The sequence below is a fragment of the Exiguobacterium sp. genome, assembly GCF_020832205.1.
Taxonomy (GTDB): Bacteria; Bacillota; Bacilli; order Exiguobacteriales; family Exiguobacteriaceae; genus Exiguobacterium.
Genome location: NZ_JAFIFD010000033.1, coordinates 83117 through 100384 on the forward strand (window position 1 = coordinate 83117; position 17268 = coordinate 100384).

The following is a 17268-nucleotide window of genomic DNA, read 5'->3' on the forward strand; positions in this document are numbered from 1 at the left end:
GGTGCATTACGCGATTTCTTCGCGTGCTTTTGGGTCGTCAAGGAGTTTCGTGTGACGTTTGAAGTAGTGAACGATTTTGGCAATGGCGCCGTCCCCTGTGACGTTCGTCGCCGTACCGAAGCTATCTTGCGCCAAGTAGAGCGCGATGACCAAGCTCTGCATCGTCGCGTCGAAACCGAGGATTGAACCGAAGAGTCCGAGTGAGGCCATGACGGCTCCACCAGGGACACCCGGTGCTGCGATCATCGTGACGCCGAGGGCGAGGATGAACGGAAGTACGATCGCGTATGACATCGGCATGCCGTTCAAGTACATGAGTGCGACACCGACCGACGTGAGTGTGATCGTCGAACCTGACAAGTGGATCGTCGCACAGAGTGGAACGACGAAGTTGGCAACACCGTCGTCGACGTTGTTCGCTTTCGCTTGGCGAAGCGTGACCGGGATCGTCGCTGCCGATGATTGCGTCCCGATGGCTGTGAAGTAAGCCGGCATCATCGTTCTGAGCAACTTGAGCGGGTTCTCTTTGTTGAGGCCGCCTGCGATCGAGTATTGAATCATGAGCATTGTCGCATGAAGGACGATGATCGTGACGAAGACGAGCGAGAACACCGAGAGAATCTCGGCGACTTGACCGGCGTACGTCATGTTCATGAAAATTCCGGCGATGTGAATCGGTAAGAGTGGAATGATGACTTTGCTGATGACTAGTTCAATGATATCGCGGAAGTCCATGGCAAGGTCGAGTGAACGCTTGCTCTCGATCGCGGCGATCCCGATTCCGATAACGAAAGCGAGGACGAGCGCGGTCATGACACCGAACACAGGTGGAATCTCGAAGTTCAAGAATCCGCTGAGCAGTGCTTCTTCTGGGTTTTCAGCTGACGCTGTGTCCCGTGACAAGATTTGCGGGAACAAGTTGCTCGTCGCAAAGTAAGCGAGCGTACCGGCGACGATTGTCGACAAGTAGGCGATGACGGCCGTCAAGCCGACGAGTTTTCCTGCACCTTTTCCGAGCTCCCCGATGCCCGGGATAATGAAAGCGAGAATGATGAGTGGGATAGCGAAGCCTAAGAACTGCCCGAAGATCGTGTTAAACGTGACAAACGTCCGTACAATCCAGTTCTGGCTTTCTGGTACGAGGCTACCGATTAAAATACCAAACGCGATAGCGATGATGATGCGACCTAGAAGGCCAATTCGTAATTTCAAAAAAATCATCCTTTCTAAATGTTTGAATTGTTGCTATTTTCGCACATTTCCAGCGCAGTTGCCACCCTATCTTTTCATTTTCAACGAAGATTGACGTTTGACAACTTTGAAATAGGGTAACATAAATTGTTGTCGCATAAAAGGAAGGGGCTTCTTCTTTTCCTAATATACAATCGATGTTATGATTAATTTTGAATAGACGAAAAGGAGGGGTGACGCGTGCAGGTACAACGAACAACGATCCACATCGCGGGTCAAGATTATACGATTGTAAGCGAGGAGCCAGCCGATCATGTGAGGGAAGTGGGCTTTCTCGTCGATAGTAAGATCCGTGAGATTCGTGAACAGTCCCCTCATTTAGACGCTCGTCAGGCGGCGGTTCTCGCGGCCATTCAAATCGCGAGCGATCACGTCAAATCTAAACGAAATACGGGAGAATAAATTACTATATGGTTACTCTACTTATACTGTTTTTCTTGTTTATCGGAATCGTCAACGGTTTCCGCCGTGGTGCGATTCTACAGCTTGGCCATTGGGTCGCGCTTCTCATCAGTTTCTTCGTCGCCAACGCCTATTACCGGGACCTCGCCGAAGCGTTCAAGCTTTGGATCCCGTACCCGTCCCAGCTTGACGGGACGTTGCCTGGAGGCGTGCTCGACTTGAACTCGCTCTCAGGGATCGAGATGACGTTCTATAACGTCTTCTGGTTCGTCGTCTTGTTCGTCATCACGAAGCTCGTCTTGCATCTCATCTTGTCGATGCTCGACTTCTTGACAGACTTGCCGATCTTGCGTCAATTGAAAGGGATCATCGGTGCCGTGCTCGGATTCTTCGAGTCATACGTCATCACATTCTTCATCCTTTGGGTGATCGCGTTCGTCCCGATGGCCGGTGTACAAAACGCCGTCGACAACTCGTCGCTCGCGACGTTCATCATTCAAGATACGCCGTATCTTTCAGAATGGTTCTCGAATAAGATGCTGTGACACGACAGGCCGGAATGCAAGCAAGTGCTTGTGTCTCGGCCTTTTCTGTATGGATAAGGGGGAAAAGTCATGAATAAAGTAGAAGCGATGATGTTGTTAGAGAAAATCGCGCAATATATGGAAATCAAGGGGGAGAACCCGTTCAAAATCAACGCCTTCCGGAAAGCGGCGACGGCGCTCGAGAACTCAGAACTTGAACTCAACGAGATCGACGATTTGACGACGATCTCCGGGATCGGCAAAGGGACGGCTGCCGTGCTCGAAGAATGGCGGGACACGGGACGGAGCGAAGTGCTCGAGTCGCTCCAAGAAGAGATTCCGTTCGGATTGATGAAACTGCTTAAAATCCAAGGGCTCGGCGGCAAGAAACTTGCCCAGCTTCGGGAGATCGGCGTTGTCGACCTCGAGTCGCTCATCCGTGTCCTAGAAGACGGGACGGCTTCAGAGCTGCCTCGATTCGGTGCGAAGAGCGTCGAGAAACTGCTCGCCGCGGCACGCAACTTGGAATCTCGGCCGGAGCGCCTGGCTTATGCGATGATGCGCCCGGTCGTCGAAGAGATCGAGACCGTGCTCGAAGCCGAGCCGCTCGTCCTCCGGCATTCAGTCGGCGGCAGTTTCCGCCGGGCCGAAGAGACGTGCAAAGACTTGGACTTCATCATCGCGACCGAGGAGCCGGTCGCGCTCCGAGACAAACTGCTCGCGCTCCCGTTCATCAATGAAGTCATCGCGGCCGGGGAGACGAAAGTGTCGCTCGTCCTCGAACGTGAAGAGATGGTATCGGTCGACTTCCGCATGGTCGAGCCGGGCGCTTTCGCCGCGACGCTCCACCACTTCACCGGCTCGAAAGACCATAACGTCCGCATGCGTCAACTCGCCAAAGCAAAAGGTGAGTCGATCTCCGAGTACGGGGTCGAGACAGAAGACGGCCTCTGGCAACCGGAGACGGAAGCGGAGCTGTTCGAACGCTACGGTCTCCCGTTCATCCCGCCGGAACTTCGGGCAGGGAATCTTGAGTTCGAGCACGACTTGTCGAAGCTCGTCACACTCGATGACATCAAGGCCGATGCCCACATGCACACGGTCTGGTCGGACGGGAAGTTGACCGTCGACGAGCTCGTCGCTGCGATGAAAGCGCGCGGCTACGAGTGGATCGCCATCACCGACCACGGCAAGTATATGACGTTCGTCAACGGCTTGACCGAGGAACGGCTTGAAGCGCAAGGCGAAGAGATTCTCGAAGCCGCGAAGAAGCACGACATGCACGTCCTGCGCGGCGTCGAGATGGACATCCGACCGGACGGCACGCTCGACTATGAGCCGGAGTTTTTGGCGACGCTTGACTACGTTGTCGCCTCGATCCACTCGAAGATGGACCAATCGGTCGACGAGATTATGGCCCGGCTCGAGAACGCTTGCCGTTCGCCTTACGTCAACGTCATTGCCCATCCGACCGGACGTCTCATCGGACGTCGCGACGGTTATCCGATCGACGAGGAGCGCTTGATCGCCCTCGCGAAAGAGACGGGCACGGCGCTCGAGTTGAACGCCAACCCGAACCGGCTTGATTTGACGGCGTCGACGCTGAAGAAAGCGAAAGCAGCCGGTGTCAAGCTGATGATCAATACCGACACACACCACCCGGACATGATGGAAGATATGGCACTCGGCGTCTTGCACGCCCGTAAAGCCTATCTCGAACCGTCCGACATCATCAACTGCCTCTCGTTTAAGGACGCCAAAGCGTTCTTCGACGCGAAGCGACAGAAAGGAACATGCTAGATGGACCACGCGTTACGCGTTTTAGAATATGAAAAACTACGCCAGCAGCTCGCCGGCCACGCCGCGAGCTCGCTCGGGAAAGAACGGGCGCTCACGATGCAACCCGATTACTCGTACGACCGGGTGCTCGCCAATTTGAACGTCACGAAGGAAGCGACTGAGGTCGTCCGTCTCCGTGACCGTTTGCCGCTCGGCGGGCTGACAGACGTCCGTGCCGAAGTGAAACGGGCCGCGATCGGCTCGGTGCTCTCGACGAGTGAACTGCTCGCCGTCGCCGCCGTTATGTACAGCGGGCGCCAAGTGAAAAACTTCTTTGAGAAGCTTCACGAGGACAACGAAGACCTCCGCATCCCGCGCCTCGACGAGTACGCGGAACGGTTGACGAAGCTGATCGAGGTCGAACAATCGATCCGTCACGCGATCGACGACCAAGGGACGGTCCAAGATTCGGCAAGCTCACAGCTCCGTGGCCTCCGGACCCAGCTCCGTAGCTACGAAGGCAGCGTCCGCTCCCGCATCGATAACATTCTCCGCAACAACGCCAAGATGTTGTCGGATGCGATCGTCACGATTCGGAACGACCGTTACGTCGTCCCGGTCAAGATGGAGTATCGCCAAGCGTTCGGCGGAATCGTCCACGACCAGTCGGCTTCCGGTCAGACGCTCTTCATCGAACCGCAAGCGATCGTCTCGATCAACAACGAGATTCAAGAAGTCCGTTTGAAAGAGCGGGCCGAAATCGACCGTATCTTGAGCGAGTTATCAAACCTCGTCGGAGGCGTCGCCGATTCGGTCGTGACGAACCTCGACGTGCTCGCCACGCTCGACTTCGTGTTCGCGAAAGTCGCGTACGGACATGAATTGAAGGCGACCGAGCCGAAGCTGAATGACGCTCGGGAGATCAAGTTGAAACAAGCACGTCATCCGTTCATTCCTCGTGACGAGGTCGTCCCGATCACGGTCGAACTCGGGGAAGCGTTCACGTCGCTCGTCATCACCGGGCCGAACACCGGCGGGAAGACGGTCACGCTGAAGACGATCGGTCTGCTCCAGCTCATGGTGCAGTCGGGTCTATACGTCCCGGCCGAGTTCGGGACGGAGCTATCCGTCTTTGACGCCGTCTACGCCGACATCGGGGACGAGCAGTCGATTGAACAAAGTCTCTCGACGTTCAGCTCGCACATGACGAACATCGTCAGCATGCTCGACAAGATCGACTTCATGTCGCTCGTCTTGTTCGATGAGCTCGGGGCCGGGACCGACCCGCAAGAAGGGGCCGCACTCGCCATCGCCATCCTCGACGAAGTGAAACGGCGCGGCGCCCGCGTGGCGGCGACGACCCACTATTCGGAATTGAAGGCATACGCTTACAACCGGGAAGGCGTCATGAACGCGTCGATGGAGTTCGATATCGAGTCGCTCAGCCCGACGTATCGTCTATTGATCGGCGTACCGGGACGTTCGAACGCGTTCGAGATCAGCCGTCGTCTCGGGTTATCCGAAGACGTCATCGACAAGGCGCGGAGCCATGTTGGCACCGACGCGGAGTCGGTCGAATCGATGATCAACGAACTCGAGTCGGCGAAACAACGTGCCGAACAGCTCGAACAAGAACTCATCGTGAAACGCCACGACTTCGAAGAAGAGAAGACGGCGTTCGAGGCGAAGATGACCTCGTTCGAGAAAGAACGCGACACGTTATATAGCGAGGCCGAGGCGAAAGCCGACAAAGCCGTCGAACAGGCGAAGCGCCAAGCGAACGAAGTCATCGAGCGGTTGAAGAAGCTGCGTGAGCAAGGTATCGTCAAAGAACATGAGATTATCGCCGCGAAGAAAGAGCTCGAATCAGCGAAACCGACGCTCCAAGATAAAAAGATCCAAAAAGTGAAACAAAAAGCGCAACAAAAACGTACGTTCAGTAAAGGCGAAGAAGTGAAAGTGACGACGTTCAACCAAAAAGGTTACATCGTGAACCAGATTAACGACAACGAGTACAACGTCCAGGTCGGGATCATGAAAGTGAACGTCAAAGCGGACGACCTTCAAAAGATTGGCCCGTCAAAAGAGCAGTCGCTCCAGTCGAAAGGCAGCTCGTTGAAGCGTCAGAGTTCGACGAAGTCGGAGCTTGACTTACGCGGTGTCCGGGTCGAAGAAGGGCTCTCGCGCCTAGACAAATACATCGACGAGGCGCTCGTGTCCGGTTATGACAACGTCCGCATCATCCATGGGCTCGGTACGGGCGCGATGCGGCAAGCGACGCAAGAGTTCTTGAAAGGACATCGCCACGTGAAGAGTCAGCGCCCAGGGGGTATGGGAGAAGGTGGACTCGGGGTCACGGTCGTCGAGTTGAAGTGAGGAAATGGTGACAATGGGGAACGTATCGTTTAACGTCATGCTCGAGTCGTTCGGTTTATACACGATCGCCGGGCTCATGATTGTCGTCGGCCTCGCCATCTTCGAGGTGACGACACCGTACAGCAATTGGCGTGAGATTCAAAAAGGGAATATCGCCGTGGCGCTCGCGACCGGGGGAAAGGTCGTCGGTCTCGCCAACATCTTCCGTGTCGTCGAGAGTCATCACGAGCGCATGGTCGATATTTTAGTCGGCGGGAGCTTCGGATTCTTCCTGCTCCTCGTCACGTATTGGTTGTTTGAATTTTTGACACCGTCCTTGAAAGTGAACGAGGAGATCGGGAAAGGGAACATCGCCGTCGGTTTGCTCGCGTTCCTGCTCTCGATCGGCGTCTCGCTCATCGTCGGTGCGGCGTTAGTGAGGTGAAGACATGGTATATGAACGATTGGCAAAGATCCTCTTCATCGGGGCCGGACTGTTTTTAGTGGCAGCGGCACTGTGGTATATCTTTTATTGATTGAAAGCGACGTTTGCGGACGTCGCTTTTTTTGAACAGGAGGAGATTGAATGGGCATCGATTTGGATTTTTTGATGACGACCGAAGATTATCTGCTCGACATCGAGTCGTTTCAAATGAAAGGCGAGACGTATTACCCGCTCGAGTGGACGTGTTTTGGGGCACGGGACGCGACGATGCTACTGACGTGGGATGCGGAACGCGACCGAATCCGTATTCGTTTCGAAAAGTACGCCGTGTTTCTCGGCACGTTGGAAGAGCATGGGATGAATGAAGCAGGGCTTCGCAACGCCTATCCGATCGTGAAGCTGGAGACGTCTCGCTTCGCGCGCTTCGCAGCAGAACATATGGGTACAGCGCGCATCAACACGGAGCGGGGGACGCTTGCGCATTACGTGATCCGCACGATTGAGCAAGAGTTTCACATCATGGCGTATGAAGACCCGATCGTTGAAGACTTGGGGAAAGTCGGGGATACGGGAGTAGTGGTTGAAGTCGTGGATGAACTTTCTTAAAAAGTCTAACGAGCGCGAAGGAGGATTGCTGATGAAAAAGTTACTATTAATTGCTTCACTGTTCGCAGGGTCAACGATGGCTTTATCGGCTTGCGGTGAAACGCACACGGTCGAAATGATGGACGATCGACCGGTCGTTCATTTCGATGCCGCTTCTATTATTTCGTCAGCACGCGATCATCATATCAAGATGGTCATGTTATCGAGCATTCCGAGAGATGATGTCAACGTTCCCGGAGCGATTGAAGAATTGGAGGGCATGCAAGCAAATAACAACATGTATTTAGCCGAACTTCAGGGCTTACAGCATGAAAATGCTGCCGCCGATGAATATAAAGACTGGGTCATCGAATATCTAGAAGTAGAAAACGTGTATATCGAACAAACAATCGAGAACGTGTCTGCGGGAAGCGTAAGTCTCCCTAATCGCTTTTGGATGGACACGCTCTACTCGCGCACACACGCAAAAGTGTCAGAGTTTCGATATGAGCCGAAATAAAGAGAATCCGTTCCATAGAGACCTGTAAGAAATTCATCTCTTCCAAGACAGAGTATTATTTGATGTAGTGAAGGAGAATCGAGCGGAATAGGGAAAAGGGGTAAGAGAAAGTATGGAAACGAGTGAGAAAGGAGTGGAGACGATGAAACAGTTCGAGATCGAGTTTCATTTAATCAACGAGGAGATTTTGACGTATACCGTCGAGGCAGAGAGTCGCTATGCGGCGCTCGAATCGATTTATCAAGCGTTCCGGCACGCATCGGACGGGTTCGTCCAGTTTGATGAAGAGATGATTCTGTTCCTCGACCATGTGGCGTATGTGAAGGCGTTTGAGATTGTGGAGTGAAAAAGCGACCCTTAAAAGGTCGCTTCTTTCTTTAATGGATGTTTGGAGTAGACAAATTAATTGTTACCGCCTTTAGTAAGAATTAACTCCAAATAGAGTGCGATTTTCTCTGAACGATCAGTAATATTTTCCTTTGTCCAAATTCCTTTTTCTGCATGGACAAACAAAGATTCATTAATTACCTCATACTGATGTACTTCTTTTCCAGATTTCATTGTCGAAACTAGCATATTGTTAAGTACTTGGGTTGTCCAAATTGACGAGCGAGCGTATACAAGACGCTTTTGATCAAAACTTTTATTCGAAAGAGCAGAGTTTTCATCATTGTGTATTAAAGCAAAATTACCGATTCGATTCACGTATTCTTTATATTCTTCGATATCTGTAAAGCCGGAATCGATTATAAATTCTTGATTAACAGGTGTTCTCGGCATGATGTGTTCTAAAGTGATTTTTTTACTTCGATTTGATGTTAAAAGCACAGCACTATCTAAGTGACCATATGATTCAATAAAACGTAAAAGGTCATAACCTTTCTTGTTATAATTTCCACGAGTATTTTCAAATCTTCTTGTAGATACAGCATCTTTAGCTAGCTTTGCTTTTTCCTGAATGCGACGCTCTAACTCATTTGTGAATTGGAAGTATGCTCGATCTGAACCCTCTCTATCCAAAGTGGCATAATATTTTTTGATTAGTGAAGGTATCTCAGCCTCGATATAGTTTGTTTGAGTATAAGAGAAGATAACACTAGCTCCTAAACGAATTGCTAAGTCAACGACTTCTGACTTACGTTGCTCAGATTCGTTGTAGAATGGGATCAGGATAGTTTGTGCTTGTTTTAGACTTAAAAGTTTAAAAAGGATATCTAGCAGGTGTGTATTTTTGATAAAGCCATCGAATTCTTTTCGTTCAAGTTTTCCATAAGTATAAGAAACGTCATGCATTTCTGAAACCATCATTAGCACGTTTTCTTTTGATGGGTTCAATTCTGAATAATAGTTAAACAATTTATCTTTGCGGACATTCTCTCCTGTTGTTCCGACTAAATAATGTTTCAGGAAAGTAGAAGACTCAATTTTCTTCTTAGAATTCAGCGCAAGGTTATCATTAAACTTCCGCCATAATTCTGTAAATTTATCACGTTCATCTTCACTATAATGTTCTTTTGCCAAATTTTTGAGAAGCATATTCTTTATCAAATCTAAAGGTTCCAAGTCTTTACCGCGGTTGTTTAAGATTTCAAATAACTGAAAAGCTTTAGACAACGTTGGAGCGGTCGTTACAATAAGCATCACTTTATGTTTAATGTAGTTCACAAATTTAGGTAGTTCTTGGTCACTCAACTTTGAGAGCTCTTCTTTTAAAACTTCATAGACTTCTTCGATTTGACTAGATTGTTGAAAACTATTCTTTGCACTTGAATCTGGACGTATGATGTGTCGGTAAATACTTCCGAACTCTAGACTCTTATGATGTTGTATCTTTGAATTTTTAAAATTTGCTTCATCATCAAATAAACCATAACCTTTATTTAATTCTCCGCGCATATTCATCCATTTTTGCATGGTTTCAATACTATTTTCTTTTCGATGAAGACGATGATCAATTGTTTCTTCTAGTACTTTGTAGAGTAGAGAAAGTGTAGTGAGTCTTTGTTGACCATCGATAACAATTTTGCTCGTTGTAGTTGCGTCATTATTAATTAAAACGATATTTCCCAATAGATATCCATCTAACAAAGAACTTTCCTTTGTAAACTCCTCTGTATCTTCGTTAAAGTCTTTGAACAATTGAGTTACTTCGTGTTCACCCCAGACAAAATCTCGTTGAAAATCAGGTATTTCGTATACATAGTTATTGTTAAATACATTAAATATTGATTGGATTTCTGACGTTATCATAAAATACCTCCCTGCACTTAAAGCGCTATTCCAAATAATTGGATATAATGAAAGTATAATATTTAATCGAATGTGGATCTACCATCAGGCCTTATAGAAAGGATGAATAAATTATGGAGCGATATAACAAACTAATCCGCGATCGCATCCCTGAAATCATTCACGAAGCAGGGAAGGTTCCTGTCGTTAAACACCTCAATCAAGCCGAACATTTCGAACAGGCCCGCCTGAAGCTCTACGAAGAAATCAAGGAGTACGAGGAAACGAACATCGATGAAGAATCGCTTGAAGAACTTGCTGATATTTTGGAACTCGTCTATACGCTCGGAAAAATGCATGGTGCGAGTTTTGAAGAATTAAATCGCATCCGTGAGGAGAAGCGTGAGAAGCGGGGCGGTTTTGAAAAAGGTCTCTTCCTGGAAGAAGTTCTTGATCATGAGTGAATTACGCCTGCACACCAGCCACTTACGCATCCCTTTGCAACATCAAATCAACGCGGCGACTGAAATTTATATGGTCGTCGCGTTTGCACAAGTATCGGGTGTGCAAGAGATTGCCGCTTCCCTTAAGGACGCAGTCAAACGCGGTGTGCAAGTCCGCATTTTGATTGGGGATTATCTCTATTTGACGAACCCAGACGCGCTCGAGATGCTGATGAACATCGAGGGATTAGAGCTGCGGCTTTATCGATCAAAAGGTCAGTCATTCCATCCGAAAGCGTATTTATTCCGTACAGAAGATGGTGGTACATTCTTTGTCGGCTCGTCCAATCTGTCACATAGTGCATTGAATCGAGGTGTCGAATGGAATGTAGAGATTCCGGCAAGTATCTCAGAGGACGTGTTCGAGCAATCGGTCGAATCCTTCCATGACCTCTTCTATAGCGATTACGCTCAAATTATGAATGCCATCTCGATACAGCCTTATCGGGAAGAGTATAATGCCGGTCAAGACCGGATGAAAGAGAACGAGCAAATCGCAGAACCGACGCCGGTCTATATCGAGGACGATACGATCACCCCGAATACGGTTCAAGATGCTGCGTTGAAGGCGTTACGAGAAACGATGGACGAAGGAAGACGTAAGGCGATGCTCGTGCTCGCCACCGGCTTAGGGAAGACGTATCTAAGTGCCTTCTTCGCCCGACAGTTCAAACGAGTGCTTTTCATTGCCCACCAAAAAGAAATTCTGCTTCAAGCTGAGGCTTCTTTTAAAAAAGTCTCGAGTGAATGGGAAACAGGTCTTTTGCTCGGTGGCGATTCGAGAAGTGAGGAGTCGGCCGACGTGTTATTCGCCTCGATTCAAACGTTGGCATCCAAACATCGAATGGAACAGTTCAAACCAGACCAATTCGATTTGATTGTCGTCGACGAATTTCATCATTCGGCAGCGCCGTCATATCGACGTGTCCTCGACTATTTCGAGCCAAAGTTTTTGCTCGGACTGACAGCGACACCGGACCGCTTGGACGGGGGAGACGTTTATGCTTTGTGCGATGACAATGTCGCCTATCAGATGCACTTCACCGAAGCGATTGAAGAGTCGTATTTGACACCGTTCCATTACGTCGGGGTTTATGATGAAATCGACTATTCGCAGATTAGGTTGATTAACGGTCGTCGTTATGACCAGGATGAACTGTTGATGGAGCAATTAAAGGAGAGTGTCGCCCGAAAAATCTTTGAGGCATGGCAGATGCATCATCAAACGCGTGCGCTCGGTTTCTGTTCGTCGGTTCCACAGGCTGAGTACTTGGCCGACTATTTCCGGATGCAAGGCGTGCAGGCTGTCGCGTTACATAGCCAGACCGAATATGATCGAGCGGACGTCATCAAACAGTTGAAGGAAGGGCATCTCGATATCATCTTTGCAGTGAACTTGTTCAATGAAGGTGTCGACGTCCCGGAAATCGATACGCTACTATTCTGCCGTCCAACTGAATCGTTGACCGTCTTCACGCAACAGATTGGTCGCGGACTTCGACTATTGAGCGGAAAAACACACTGCACAATCATCGATTTGATTGGGAACTATAAGAATATCGATAAGAAGTTGGCGCTCCTGACGAGAAAGCGGCAGCCGCTTGTCAAATCACTTCCTACAGGAGTCGATTTACCAAACGGATGTACGATCGAGTTTGATTTACAAGCCGTCGACTTATTGAAGAGGATGGTGACCCGTTCTTCGACACGCCGGCAACAGTTGGAGCGGAACTACAACATGGTGAAAGAAGAGTTGGGGAGAAGACCGAGTTACCTAGAGTTGATTCAACGAGGCGAATACTCAATCGATGCCTATCGTTCTGAATGGAAGAAAGATGGCGGCTTTTACGGGTTCCTTGACCGGATGGGTGAGCTAAGTGATGAAGAGAGTCATCTGTTTGAAGAATCGAAATCATTGTTGTTCGAGGTCGAATACACGGACATGACGAAGAGTTACAAGATGATTGTGTTATCAATCATGTTAAGCCGTGGGGTCGATGGATGGCTTCAACCACTTTCAGCGAGTGAGGCGGCCCAACCGTTTTATGACTTCATCAATGCGGTTCCATATCGGCAACAGATTGACGGGAACACGAAAGACTTCAAATCGCCGTTCAATCAGCAAAAGAGTGAAAAGTTACTCTTACGGATGCCATTTGATAAAATAGCTAAGGGACCGTTCTTCGTGTCAGAGGAATCATTACATATCGAGCATAATGAAGCATTTGCTCATCCTTTGGTTTACGAATGGGTCAGTCAAATCGTCGAAGTTCGACTGCATCACTATTTCAGTCGGAAAGCTTCAGAGTGATTGGGAAAGGAGTCTTTAACTTGAAACGCGCACTACTTCGCAAAATCCAATTCGCCCTCCAGCATCATGGCGGGAAGGCATCATTGAAAGAAATCTATGACTACATCGAGAAGTCATACTATCAACTCGAGCTTGATCGCTACAAAGACTGGAAGGCGCACGTAAACAAGCAGATTCGGGCCCACTCGAGCGATTCAGCCAGTTTCGCCGGCAAAGAAGACTTGTTTTATGCTACGGGAAACAAGGGCATCTGGGGCTTGCGCCAACAGAATAACTAATCGAAAGCGGGACCAAATCACTTGGTTCCGCTTTCAATCGTTACAATACGTCACACCCCCTTGTCACAAAATCGACAATACGTTACACTTCGAGACAGTGTGAAAAAAATGTATAAGGGGTTTATCCATGGAAATTGTACAACAGTTATCTCAAGTTCAATTACTCAACCAGTTTTGGTTGTTAATGGCCTTCGTCATCCCGATGGTCATCTTGTCACGGATGGTCGTGGCCGGTTCACGGTTCTCGCCAATCCTCGTCATCGTCATCTTCGGTCTCGGTCTCGGTTTTGTCATGGTCGAGATGGGTATCGCGACTCCGGGTCTCCCTGAGTTCCCGCTCGTCGACTTCCTGTCACGGACGACGATCATCGCGCTCGTCGTATCGTTCTTCGTCGGTGGGCAAGAGCTTCGTAAAATCTTAAGCAAGCAGGCGCTCGACGTGAAAGACATCGTCGTGCCGTCAAAAGAAGAGATGTTCCTCGGAACGGGACGGACGCAGTTCATCTTCATCCTCCGTTCATTCTTCTTGCTCGTTGGATTGGAAGGGTTCTTCCGCATGATGATTCAACCGGGAACGGCAGAAGGGATCATGCTCTACTATCCGATCCTCGCGTTGATCGGTCTCGCGGCGTCGTTCCTGTTGATCGACCACAAGGCTCAAATCGACGACAAGCAAGTGTACATGCGTAAAGGATTGATCGAGACGGTGATCTTGATCGCCATCTTGTTCATCTCATATGCGATCGCTACGCTCGTGCAGCCCGTCATCGCGCTTCCACAAATCTTCTTCGCGATGATCGTCTCATCAGCGCTCGGTGCCATCTTCCAAAACTGGACGTACGGGCCGACGGTTCGCGCGCTCCTCTTCGCCGGGATTCCGGTCGTCTTGGCAGCGAACTTCATGGTCGGCGGCTCACGCATCGGTGACGCGTTCGCCATCGAAGGCATGAACTCGGTCCTTTTCTATGGTTTCTTCGGCCAGTTGTTCTGGATGTTCGGTGGGATCGCGCTCCTCATGTGGTTCGCCCGTACGGGACACATCCGTAACCTCGCACCAGGTATGGCGGGATCACTCTCGCACAGCGGTCTTACAGGTGCATGTACGGCTGGTGACTTCGGGAAAGTCGCAGCGAAACGTGCCCCAATTATGATCAACATCCCGTTCTTCGGTCACATCTTCGTCTTCTCGATCTTGGCGATCAGTGCCGATAACGGGGCGCTCTGGATTTGGCCGACGGTCATCATCGTCTTGGTCGGTCTCACGCTCACGTTCCTCGCGCTTAAAAACTTGCGCAGTGCGAACGGCGAAGACTTGAAAGAAGTGAAGGCGCTCATGCAGTTCTCGTTCGGCTGGCAGATCATGGCCGTCTTCGGCGGACTCGTGCTCCTCAGCTTCAGCACGATCGCATTCGACTACTCGGCAATGGCCCAGTCGTCAGCGATCTCGCACTTCGGTCTGTTCGCGGCGATCCAAGGCGGCATGTTCGGGACAGAAGCGTCGCTTCTCATCCCGCTCATCTTCTCAATGCCGTTCCTCGTCCACCCGCTCGTATTCTTTATGTTCGGGAAGGCGCTCGACAACAATGGCGAGATGCCACGCGTACCGGTTTACGCGATGGCGCTCATCGGTGTTCTCGGTGTGTCGGTCGCAATCATCGGCCTATAAGTAAAACTCCGCTCCTACGTGATGTAGGAACGGAGTTTTTTTGTATTCAGTTGACTTCCGTCACATGCAAGACCGGCTTCGCCGTCACGTAGTTTCCTACGTTTTGGGCGAAGGCGATGAGGTCCGGGTTTTGGTTATGCTGCTCGATTGCCGCCTGGTCGGCCCAGTTCTCAATCATGACGAACCGGTTCTCAGACGTCGTCGATTGGAACAGCTCATAGCTCAAGCAACCGGCTTCTTGTTTCGACGAGTCGATGAGCTTATTGATATCCGCTAAGAAGTGGTCGAACTCTTCTTCTTTCACGTCAAAGATGGCGTTCACTAAGATCATAGATATCCCTCCGATTATTTAAAGTTAGTGATCGTCTCAGCGTCGAGGCGGACCGATTGGTACCCTTCCTCTGCCGCTTTCCCGACCGAGAGGATCATGACCGGCACGTAACGGTCTTTGTCTAAACCGAACGTCTCGGCGAGTTGGTCTTTCTCAAAACCGCCAATCGGGTTCGTGTCGTAGCCGTGCGCTCGGGCGACGAGCATGAACTGCATCGCGGCGAGGCTCGAGTCGATCTTGACGATGTCGTTCATCTCTTGCTTCGACAAGTTCTTGTAGTAAGGGATGATCGCAGCGAGCTGTTGGTCGCGCACGTCTTGCGGCATCTTGCCTTCGGCGACGGCTTGGTCGTAAATCTGTTCGCCGAGCTCGTAGCATTCCATGTCTCCGAAGATGAGCACCATCGCGGCCGACGTGTCGTTTTGACGCACGTTGAACTTGATGAGCGGCTTGAGCGTCTCTTTCGCTTCCGGGCTCTCGACGACGACGAAGCGCCACGGTTGCATGTTGACCGATGATGGGGCCATCGTCGCTTCTTGAATCATCTCGAGCATCTCTTCTTGCGAGATTTTCACGTTCTCGTCGTAGACGCGGATCGACTTGCGTCCGAGTACGACGTCTTGGAATGTATCGTTTGTAAATGTAGTTGCCATTGGGAAATCTCCTCTTTCTCTCTGTTAGACTTGGTTCAATTTTTCAAGCAGGTCGGATAATTGTCTCATTTCAGCGTCCGACAAGGTACTGATCAAATGGTTCGACGCGTCATGATCCCGTTCACACGATTTCAAATCTTCAGCAGCGCTATCGGTCAATCGCACGACGACTTCGCGATGGTTGGCGGCGTTCCGCTCTCGCGTGACGTAGCCTTTCTCCTCGAGGATCTTCAAGTGACGGGTGACGGCGGCGTGGTCGATGTTCATCGCGTCTTTGATCTCGCTTTGTGAGCAGACACCTTTGTCGCTCACGACCATGAGCATCTCATAGCGGGTCAGGCTGAAGCCTGTCTCGTTCTCGAACGCCGTCGCGACACGTTGATCGGCGAGTTTGATTTGATAAAGCAATCGGCTCACATCTCGTAGCTCCATAGCGTCCCACCTTTCTCATTTGATAAATCAATCATTGACTTGTCAAATGATAACAAGGGACAAGCCCCATGTAAAGCGAGGCGACTCCACCGAGACACGACCGACTCAGTCGGCAGTGTCGCGGTCGATCTTCGTCCCGTCAAACCGGTATTCAGAGATGAACGTCGCCTCGTCGAATCCGTATAAGCGATCATGGTCGTTCAAGTCGTCGATCGTCTGGAGCGAAGCGAACGAGGGATCACCGGCGCGCCCGTTCTGCGTCACGTTCAAGTAACGTTCCGTGAAGTCGTCATCTTCGTCCGGTGTCCCGTCGAACGAGAAATGAATCGACCTTACATCGTCCTCGAGCAGACGGATGATGTCTAAGACGCGCTGTTTTTGCTCGTCCGTATCGTCCCACGCCTCATGCAACATGACCGAGACACCTAAAAACCTCTGCGTATCGAGCTCGAAGACGGACGTTGCCGGCATCGTCTCGATGTCTTGTCCTCGACCGGCACCTTCGAAAACGGTCGCGCGCACCGTCTCTGCTTCCGATAACGCGTTCGCGTCGACGAGCCGGGCATGGATTGTCGACTCCGCTTCCTGTACCCAGTAAGTCGGCATCACGTCGTCATGGATCGACCCGTCACCGTACGTCCGGGCGTGATACGTGCCTTTGAGCGGGGGACGCTCGAGTTCGAACGTCGCTTTGAAGTTCGCCATTTTCCAATCACGGGACACGTCCACCTCGACATTTTCCCCATATGTTTCATAAATATACGTCTCATAGCGTTCCGTCGCTTCGCCGCGGCCATACATCGAGCCTGCCACGAAAAGGCCGGCAGCGCCGATCAACAATCTTTTTTTCATATGTCCTTCACCTCTCCTCCAATGTACCCGAAAAGTCCGAAGCCGTCTCGGTCTAAAGGCGTATACAAATTATTTCCAATTACCTGTAAACTAAAGATGCCCTCGAAGAACTATTGCATTTACGTGTACTAATACATATAATACACTTATAA

Annotated in this window: 18 protein-coding genes; 12 read left to right on the top strand and 6 right to left on the bottom strand. The window is 50.3% G+C overall.

Annotated features, from left to right (window positions below; all coding sequences use genetic code 11):
- Window positions 1-6: 6 nt before the first annotated feature.
- Entirely contained in the window at window positions 7-1221 is a 1215-nt protein-coding gene (locus tag JJU47_RS07905; RefSeq protein WP_228617966.1) for a dicarboxylate/amino acid:cation symporter, read from the bottom strand.
- Window positions 1222-1431: 210 nt separating this feature from the next.
- Between JJU47_RS07905 and zapA the strand changes: the two genes are divergently transcribed.
- The 8 genes from zapA to JJU47_RS07945 all read left to right on the top strand — a co-directional run bounded on the left by zapA (window position 1432) and on the right by JJU47_RS07945 (window position 8207).
- Window positions 1432-1653 (top strand): cell division protein ZapA, encoded by a 222-nt coding sequence (gene zapA, locus JJU47_RS07910; protein WP_024369779.1) that lies wholly within the window; start codon window positions 1432-1434, stop codon window positions 1651-1653.
- Window positions 1654-1661: 8 nt separating this feature from the next.
- Complete coding sequence (locus JJU47_RS07915) at window positions 1662-2198, top strand: CvpA family protein (RefSeq protein WP_228617969.1); 537 nt, start codon at window positions 1662-1664, stop codon at window positions 2196-2198.
- A 69-nt stretch (window positions 2199-2267) separates the two neighbouring features.
- Window positions 2268-3977 (top strand): DNA polymerase/3'-5' exonuclease PolX, encoded by a 1710-nt coding sequence (polX, locus tag JJU47_RS07920; RefSeq protein WP_228617972.1) that lies wholly within the window; start codon window positions 2268-2270, stop codon window positions 3975-3977.
- Window positions 3978-6332: an endonuclease MutS2 gene (locus JJU47_RS07925; protein ID WP_228617975.1), complete on the top strand. Its 2355-nt coding sequence runs from the start codon at window positions 3978-3980 to the stop codon at window positions 6330-6332.
- Window positions 6333-6345: 13 nt separating this feature from the next.
- The gene (locus JJU47_RS07930; protein WP_228617977.1) at window positions 6346-6756 is read left to right on the top strand and encodes a DUF350 domain-containing protein; all 411 of its coding nucleotides are present in this window, start codon (window positions 6346-6348) and stop codon (window positions 6754-6756) included.
- A 141-nt stretch (window positions 6757-6897) separates the two neighbouring features.
- Complete coding sequence (locus JJU47_RS07935; RefSeq protein WP_228617980.1) at window positions 6898-7362, top strand: hypothetical protein; 465 nt, start codon at window positions 6898-6900, stop codon at window positions 7360-7362.
- A gap of 31 nt (window positions 7363-7393) precedes the next feature.
- Entirely contained in the window at window positions 7394-7861 is a 468-nt protein-coding gene (locus tag JJU47_RS07940) for a hypothetical protein (protein WP_228617983.1), read from the top strand.
- A 112-nt stretch (window positions 7862-7973) separates the two neighbouring features.
- On the top strand, window positions 7974-8207 hold the full coding sequence (locus JJU47_RS07945) for a hypothetical protein (RefSeq protein WP_228617985.1): 234 nt from the start codon (window positions 7974-7976) through the stop codon (window positions 8205-8207).
- A 56-nt stretch (window positions 8208-8263) separates the two neighbouring features.
- Here the strand turns inward: JJU47_RS07945 and JJU47_RS07950 are convergent, their stop codons facing one another.
- Window positions 8264-10111 (bottom strand): DUF262 domain-containing protein, encoded by a 1848-nt coding sequence (locus JJU47_RS07950; RefSeq protein WP_228617987.1) that lies wholly within the window; start codon window positions 10109-10111, stop codon window positions 8264-8266.
- A gap of 113 nt (window positions 10112-10224) precedes the next feature.
- Here JJU47_RS07950 and JJU47_RS07955 point away from each other — a divergent pair, with 113 nt between their 5' ends.
- The 4 genes from JJU47_RS07955 to JJU47_RS07970 all read left to right on the top strand — a co-directional run bounded on the left by JJU47_RS07955 (window position 10225) and on the right by JJU47_RS07970 (window position 14848).
- Entirely contained in the window at window positions 10225-10554 is a 330-nt protein-coding gene (locus JJU47_RS07955; protein ID WP_228617989.1) for a nucleoside triphosphate pyrophosphohydrolase, read from the top strand.
- Window positions 10547-12904 (top strand): DEAD/DEAH box helicase family protein, encoded by a 2358-nt coding sequence (locus JJU47_RS07960; RefSeq protein WP_228617992.1) that lies wholly within the window; start codon window positions 10547-10549, stop codon window positions 12902-12904. The genes JJU47_RS07955 and JJU47_RS07960 overlap by 8 nt, the downstream gene beginning before the upstream one ends.
- A 20-nt stretch (window positions 12905-12924) precedes the next feature.
- Window positions 12925-13182 (top strand): hypothetical protein, encoded by a 258-nt coding sequence (locus JJU47_RS07965; RefSeq protein WP_228617994.1) that lies wholly within the window; start codon window positions 12925-12927, stop codon window positions 13180-13182.
- A 127-nt stretch (window positions 13183-13309) separates the two neighbouring features.
- Window positions 13310-14848, top strand: a complete 1539-nt coding sequence (locus JJU47_RS07970; RefSeq protein WP_228617997.1) for a hypothetical protein — start codon at window positions 13310-13312, stop codon at window positions 14846-14848.
- A 46-nt stretch (window positions 14849-14894) separates the two neighbouring features.
- Here JJU47_RS07970 and JJU47_RS07975 read toward each other — a convergent pair whose 3' ends face one another.
- The 4 genes from JJU47_RS07975 to JJU47_RS07990 all read right to left on the bottom strand — a co-directional run bounded on the left by JJU47_RS07975 (window position 14895) and on the right by JJU47_RS07990 (window position 17116).
- The gene (locus JJU47_RS07975) at window positions 14895-15179 is read right to left on the bottom strand and encodes a putative quinol monooxygenase (RefSeq protein ID WP_228617999.1); all 285 of its coding nucleotides are present in this window, start codon (window positions 15177-15179) and stop codon (window positions 14895-14897) included.
- Between the two features lie 14 nt (window positions 15180-15193).
- Window positions 15194-15832, bottom strand: coding sequence for a nitroreductase family protein (locus JJU47_RS07980; RefSeq protein ID WP_228618002.1), 639 nt, complete (start codon window positions 15830-15832; stop codon window positions 15194-15196).
- A gap of 24 nt (window positions 15833-15856) precedes the next feature.
- Window positions 15857-16264, bottom strand: a complete 408-nt coding sequence (locus tag JJU47_RS07985) for a MarR family winged helix-turn-helix transcriptional regulator (RefSeq protein ID WP_228618004.1) — start codon at window positions 16262-16264, stop codon at window positions 15857-15859.
- A 105-nt stretch (window positions 16265-16369) separates the two neighbouring features.
- Entirely contained in the window at window positions 16370-17116 is a 747-nt protein-coding gene (locus JJU47_RS07990; RefSeq protein WP_228618007.1) for a hypothetical protein, read from the bottom strand.
- Window positions 17117-17268 lie beyond the last annotated feature (152 nt).

Bases quoted from the DNA above. Each gene is read 5' to 3' on its own strand.
- JJU47_RS07905 (WP_228617966.1), bottom strand. From the start codon at position 1,221: ATGATTTTTTTGAAATTACGAATTGGCCTTCTAGGTCGCATCATCATC.
- JJU47_RS07960 (WP_228617992.1), top strand. From the start codon at position 10,547: ATGAGTGAATTACGCCTGCACACCAGCCACTTACGCATCCCTTTGCAA.
- JJU47_RS07915 (WP_228617969.1), top strand. From the start codon at position 1,662: ATGGTTACTCTACTTATACTGTTTTTCTTGTTTATCGGAATCGTCAAC.
- JJU47_RS07970 (WP_228617997.1), top strand. From the start codon at position 13,310: ATGGAAATTGTACAACAGTTATCTCAAGTTCAATTACTCAACCAGTTT.
- JJU47_RS07925 (WP_228617975.1), top strand. From the start codon at position 3,978: ATGGACCACGCGTTACGCGTTTTAGAATATGAAAAACTACGCCAGCAG.
- JJU47_RS07940 (WP_228617983.1), top strand. From the start codon at position 7,394: ATGAAAAAGTTACTATTAATTGCTTCACTGTTCGCAGGGTCAACGATG.
- JJU47_RS07990 (WP_228618007.1), bottom strand. From the start codon at position 17,116: ATGAAAAAAAGATTGTTGATCGGCGCTGCCGGCCTTTTCGTGGCAGGC.
- JJU47_RS07935 (WP_228617980.1), top strand. From the start codon at position 6,898: ATGGGCATCGATTTGGATTTTTTGATGACGACCGAAGATTATCTGCTC.
- JJU47_RS07945 (WP_228617985.1), top strand. From the start codon at position 7,974: ATGGAAACGAGTGAGAAAGGAGTGGAGACGATGAAACAGTTCGAGATC.
- JJU47_RS07985 (WP_228618004.1), bottom strand. From the start codon at position 16,264: ATGGAGCTACGAGATGTGAGCCGATTGCTTTATCAAATCAAACTCGCC.
- polX (WP_228617972.1), top strand. From the start codon at position 2,268: ATGAATAAAGTAGAAGCGATGATGTTGTTAGAGAAAATCGCGCAATAT.
- JJU47_RS07930 (WP_228617977.1), top strand. From the start codon at position 6,346: ATGGGGAACGTATCGTTTAACGTCATGCTCGAGTCGTTCGGTTTATAC.
- JJU47_RS07980 (WP_228618002.1), bottom strand. From the start codon at position 15,832: ATGGCAACTACATTTACAAACGATACATTCCAAGACGTCGTACTCGGA.
- JJU47_RS07950 (WP_228617987.1), bottom strand. From the start codon at position 10,111: ATGATAACGTCAGAAATCCAATCAATATTTAATGTATTTAACAATAAC.
- JJU47_RS07955 (WP_228617989.1), top strand. From the start codon at position 10,225: ATGGAGCGATATAACAAACTAATCCGCGATCGCATCCCTGAAATCATT.
- JJU47_RS07975 (WP_228617999.1), bottom strand. From the start codon at position 15,179: ATGATCTTAGTGAACGCCATCTTTGACGTGAAAGAAGAAGAGTTCGAC.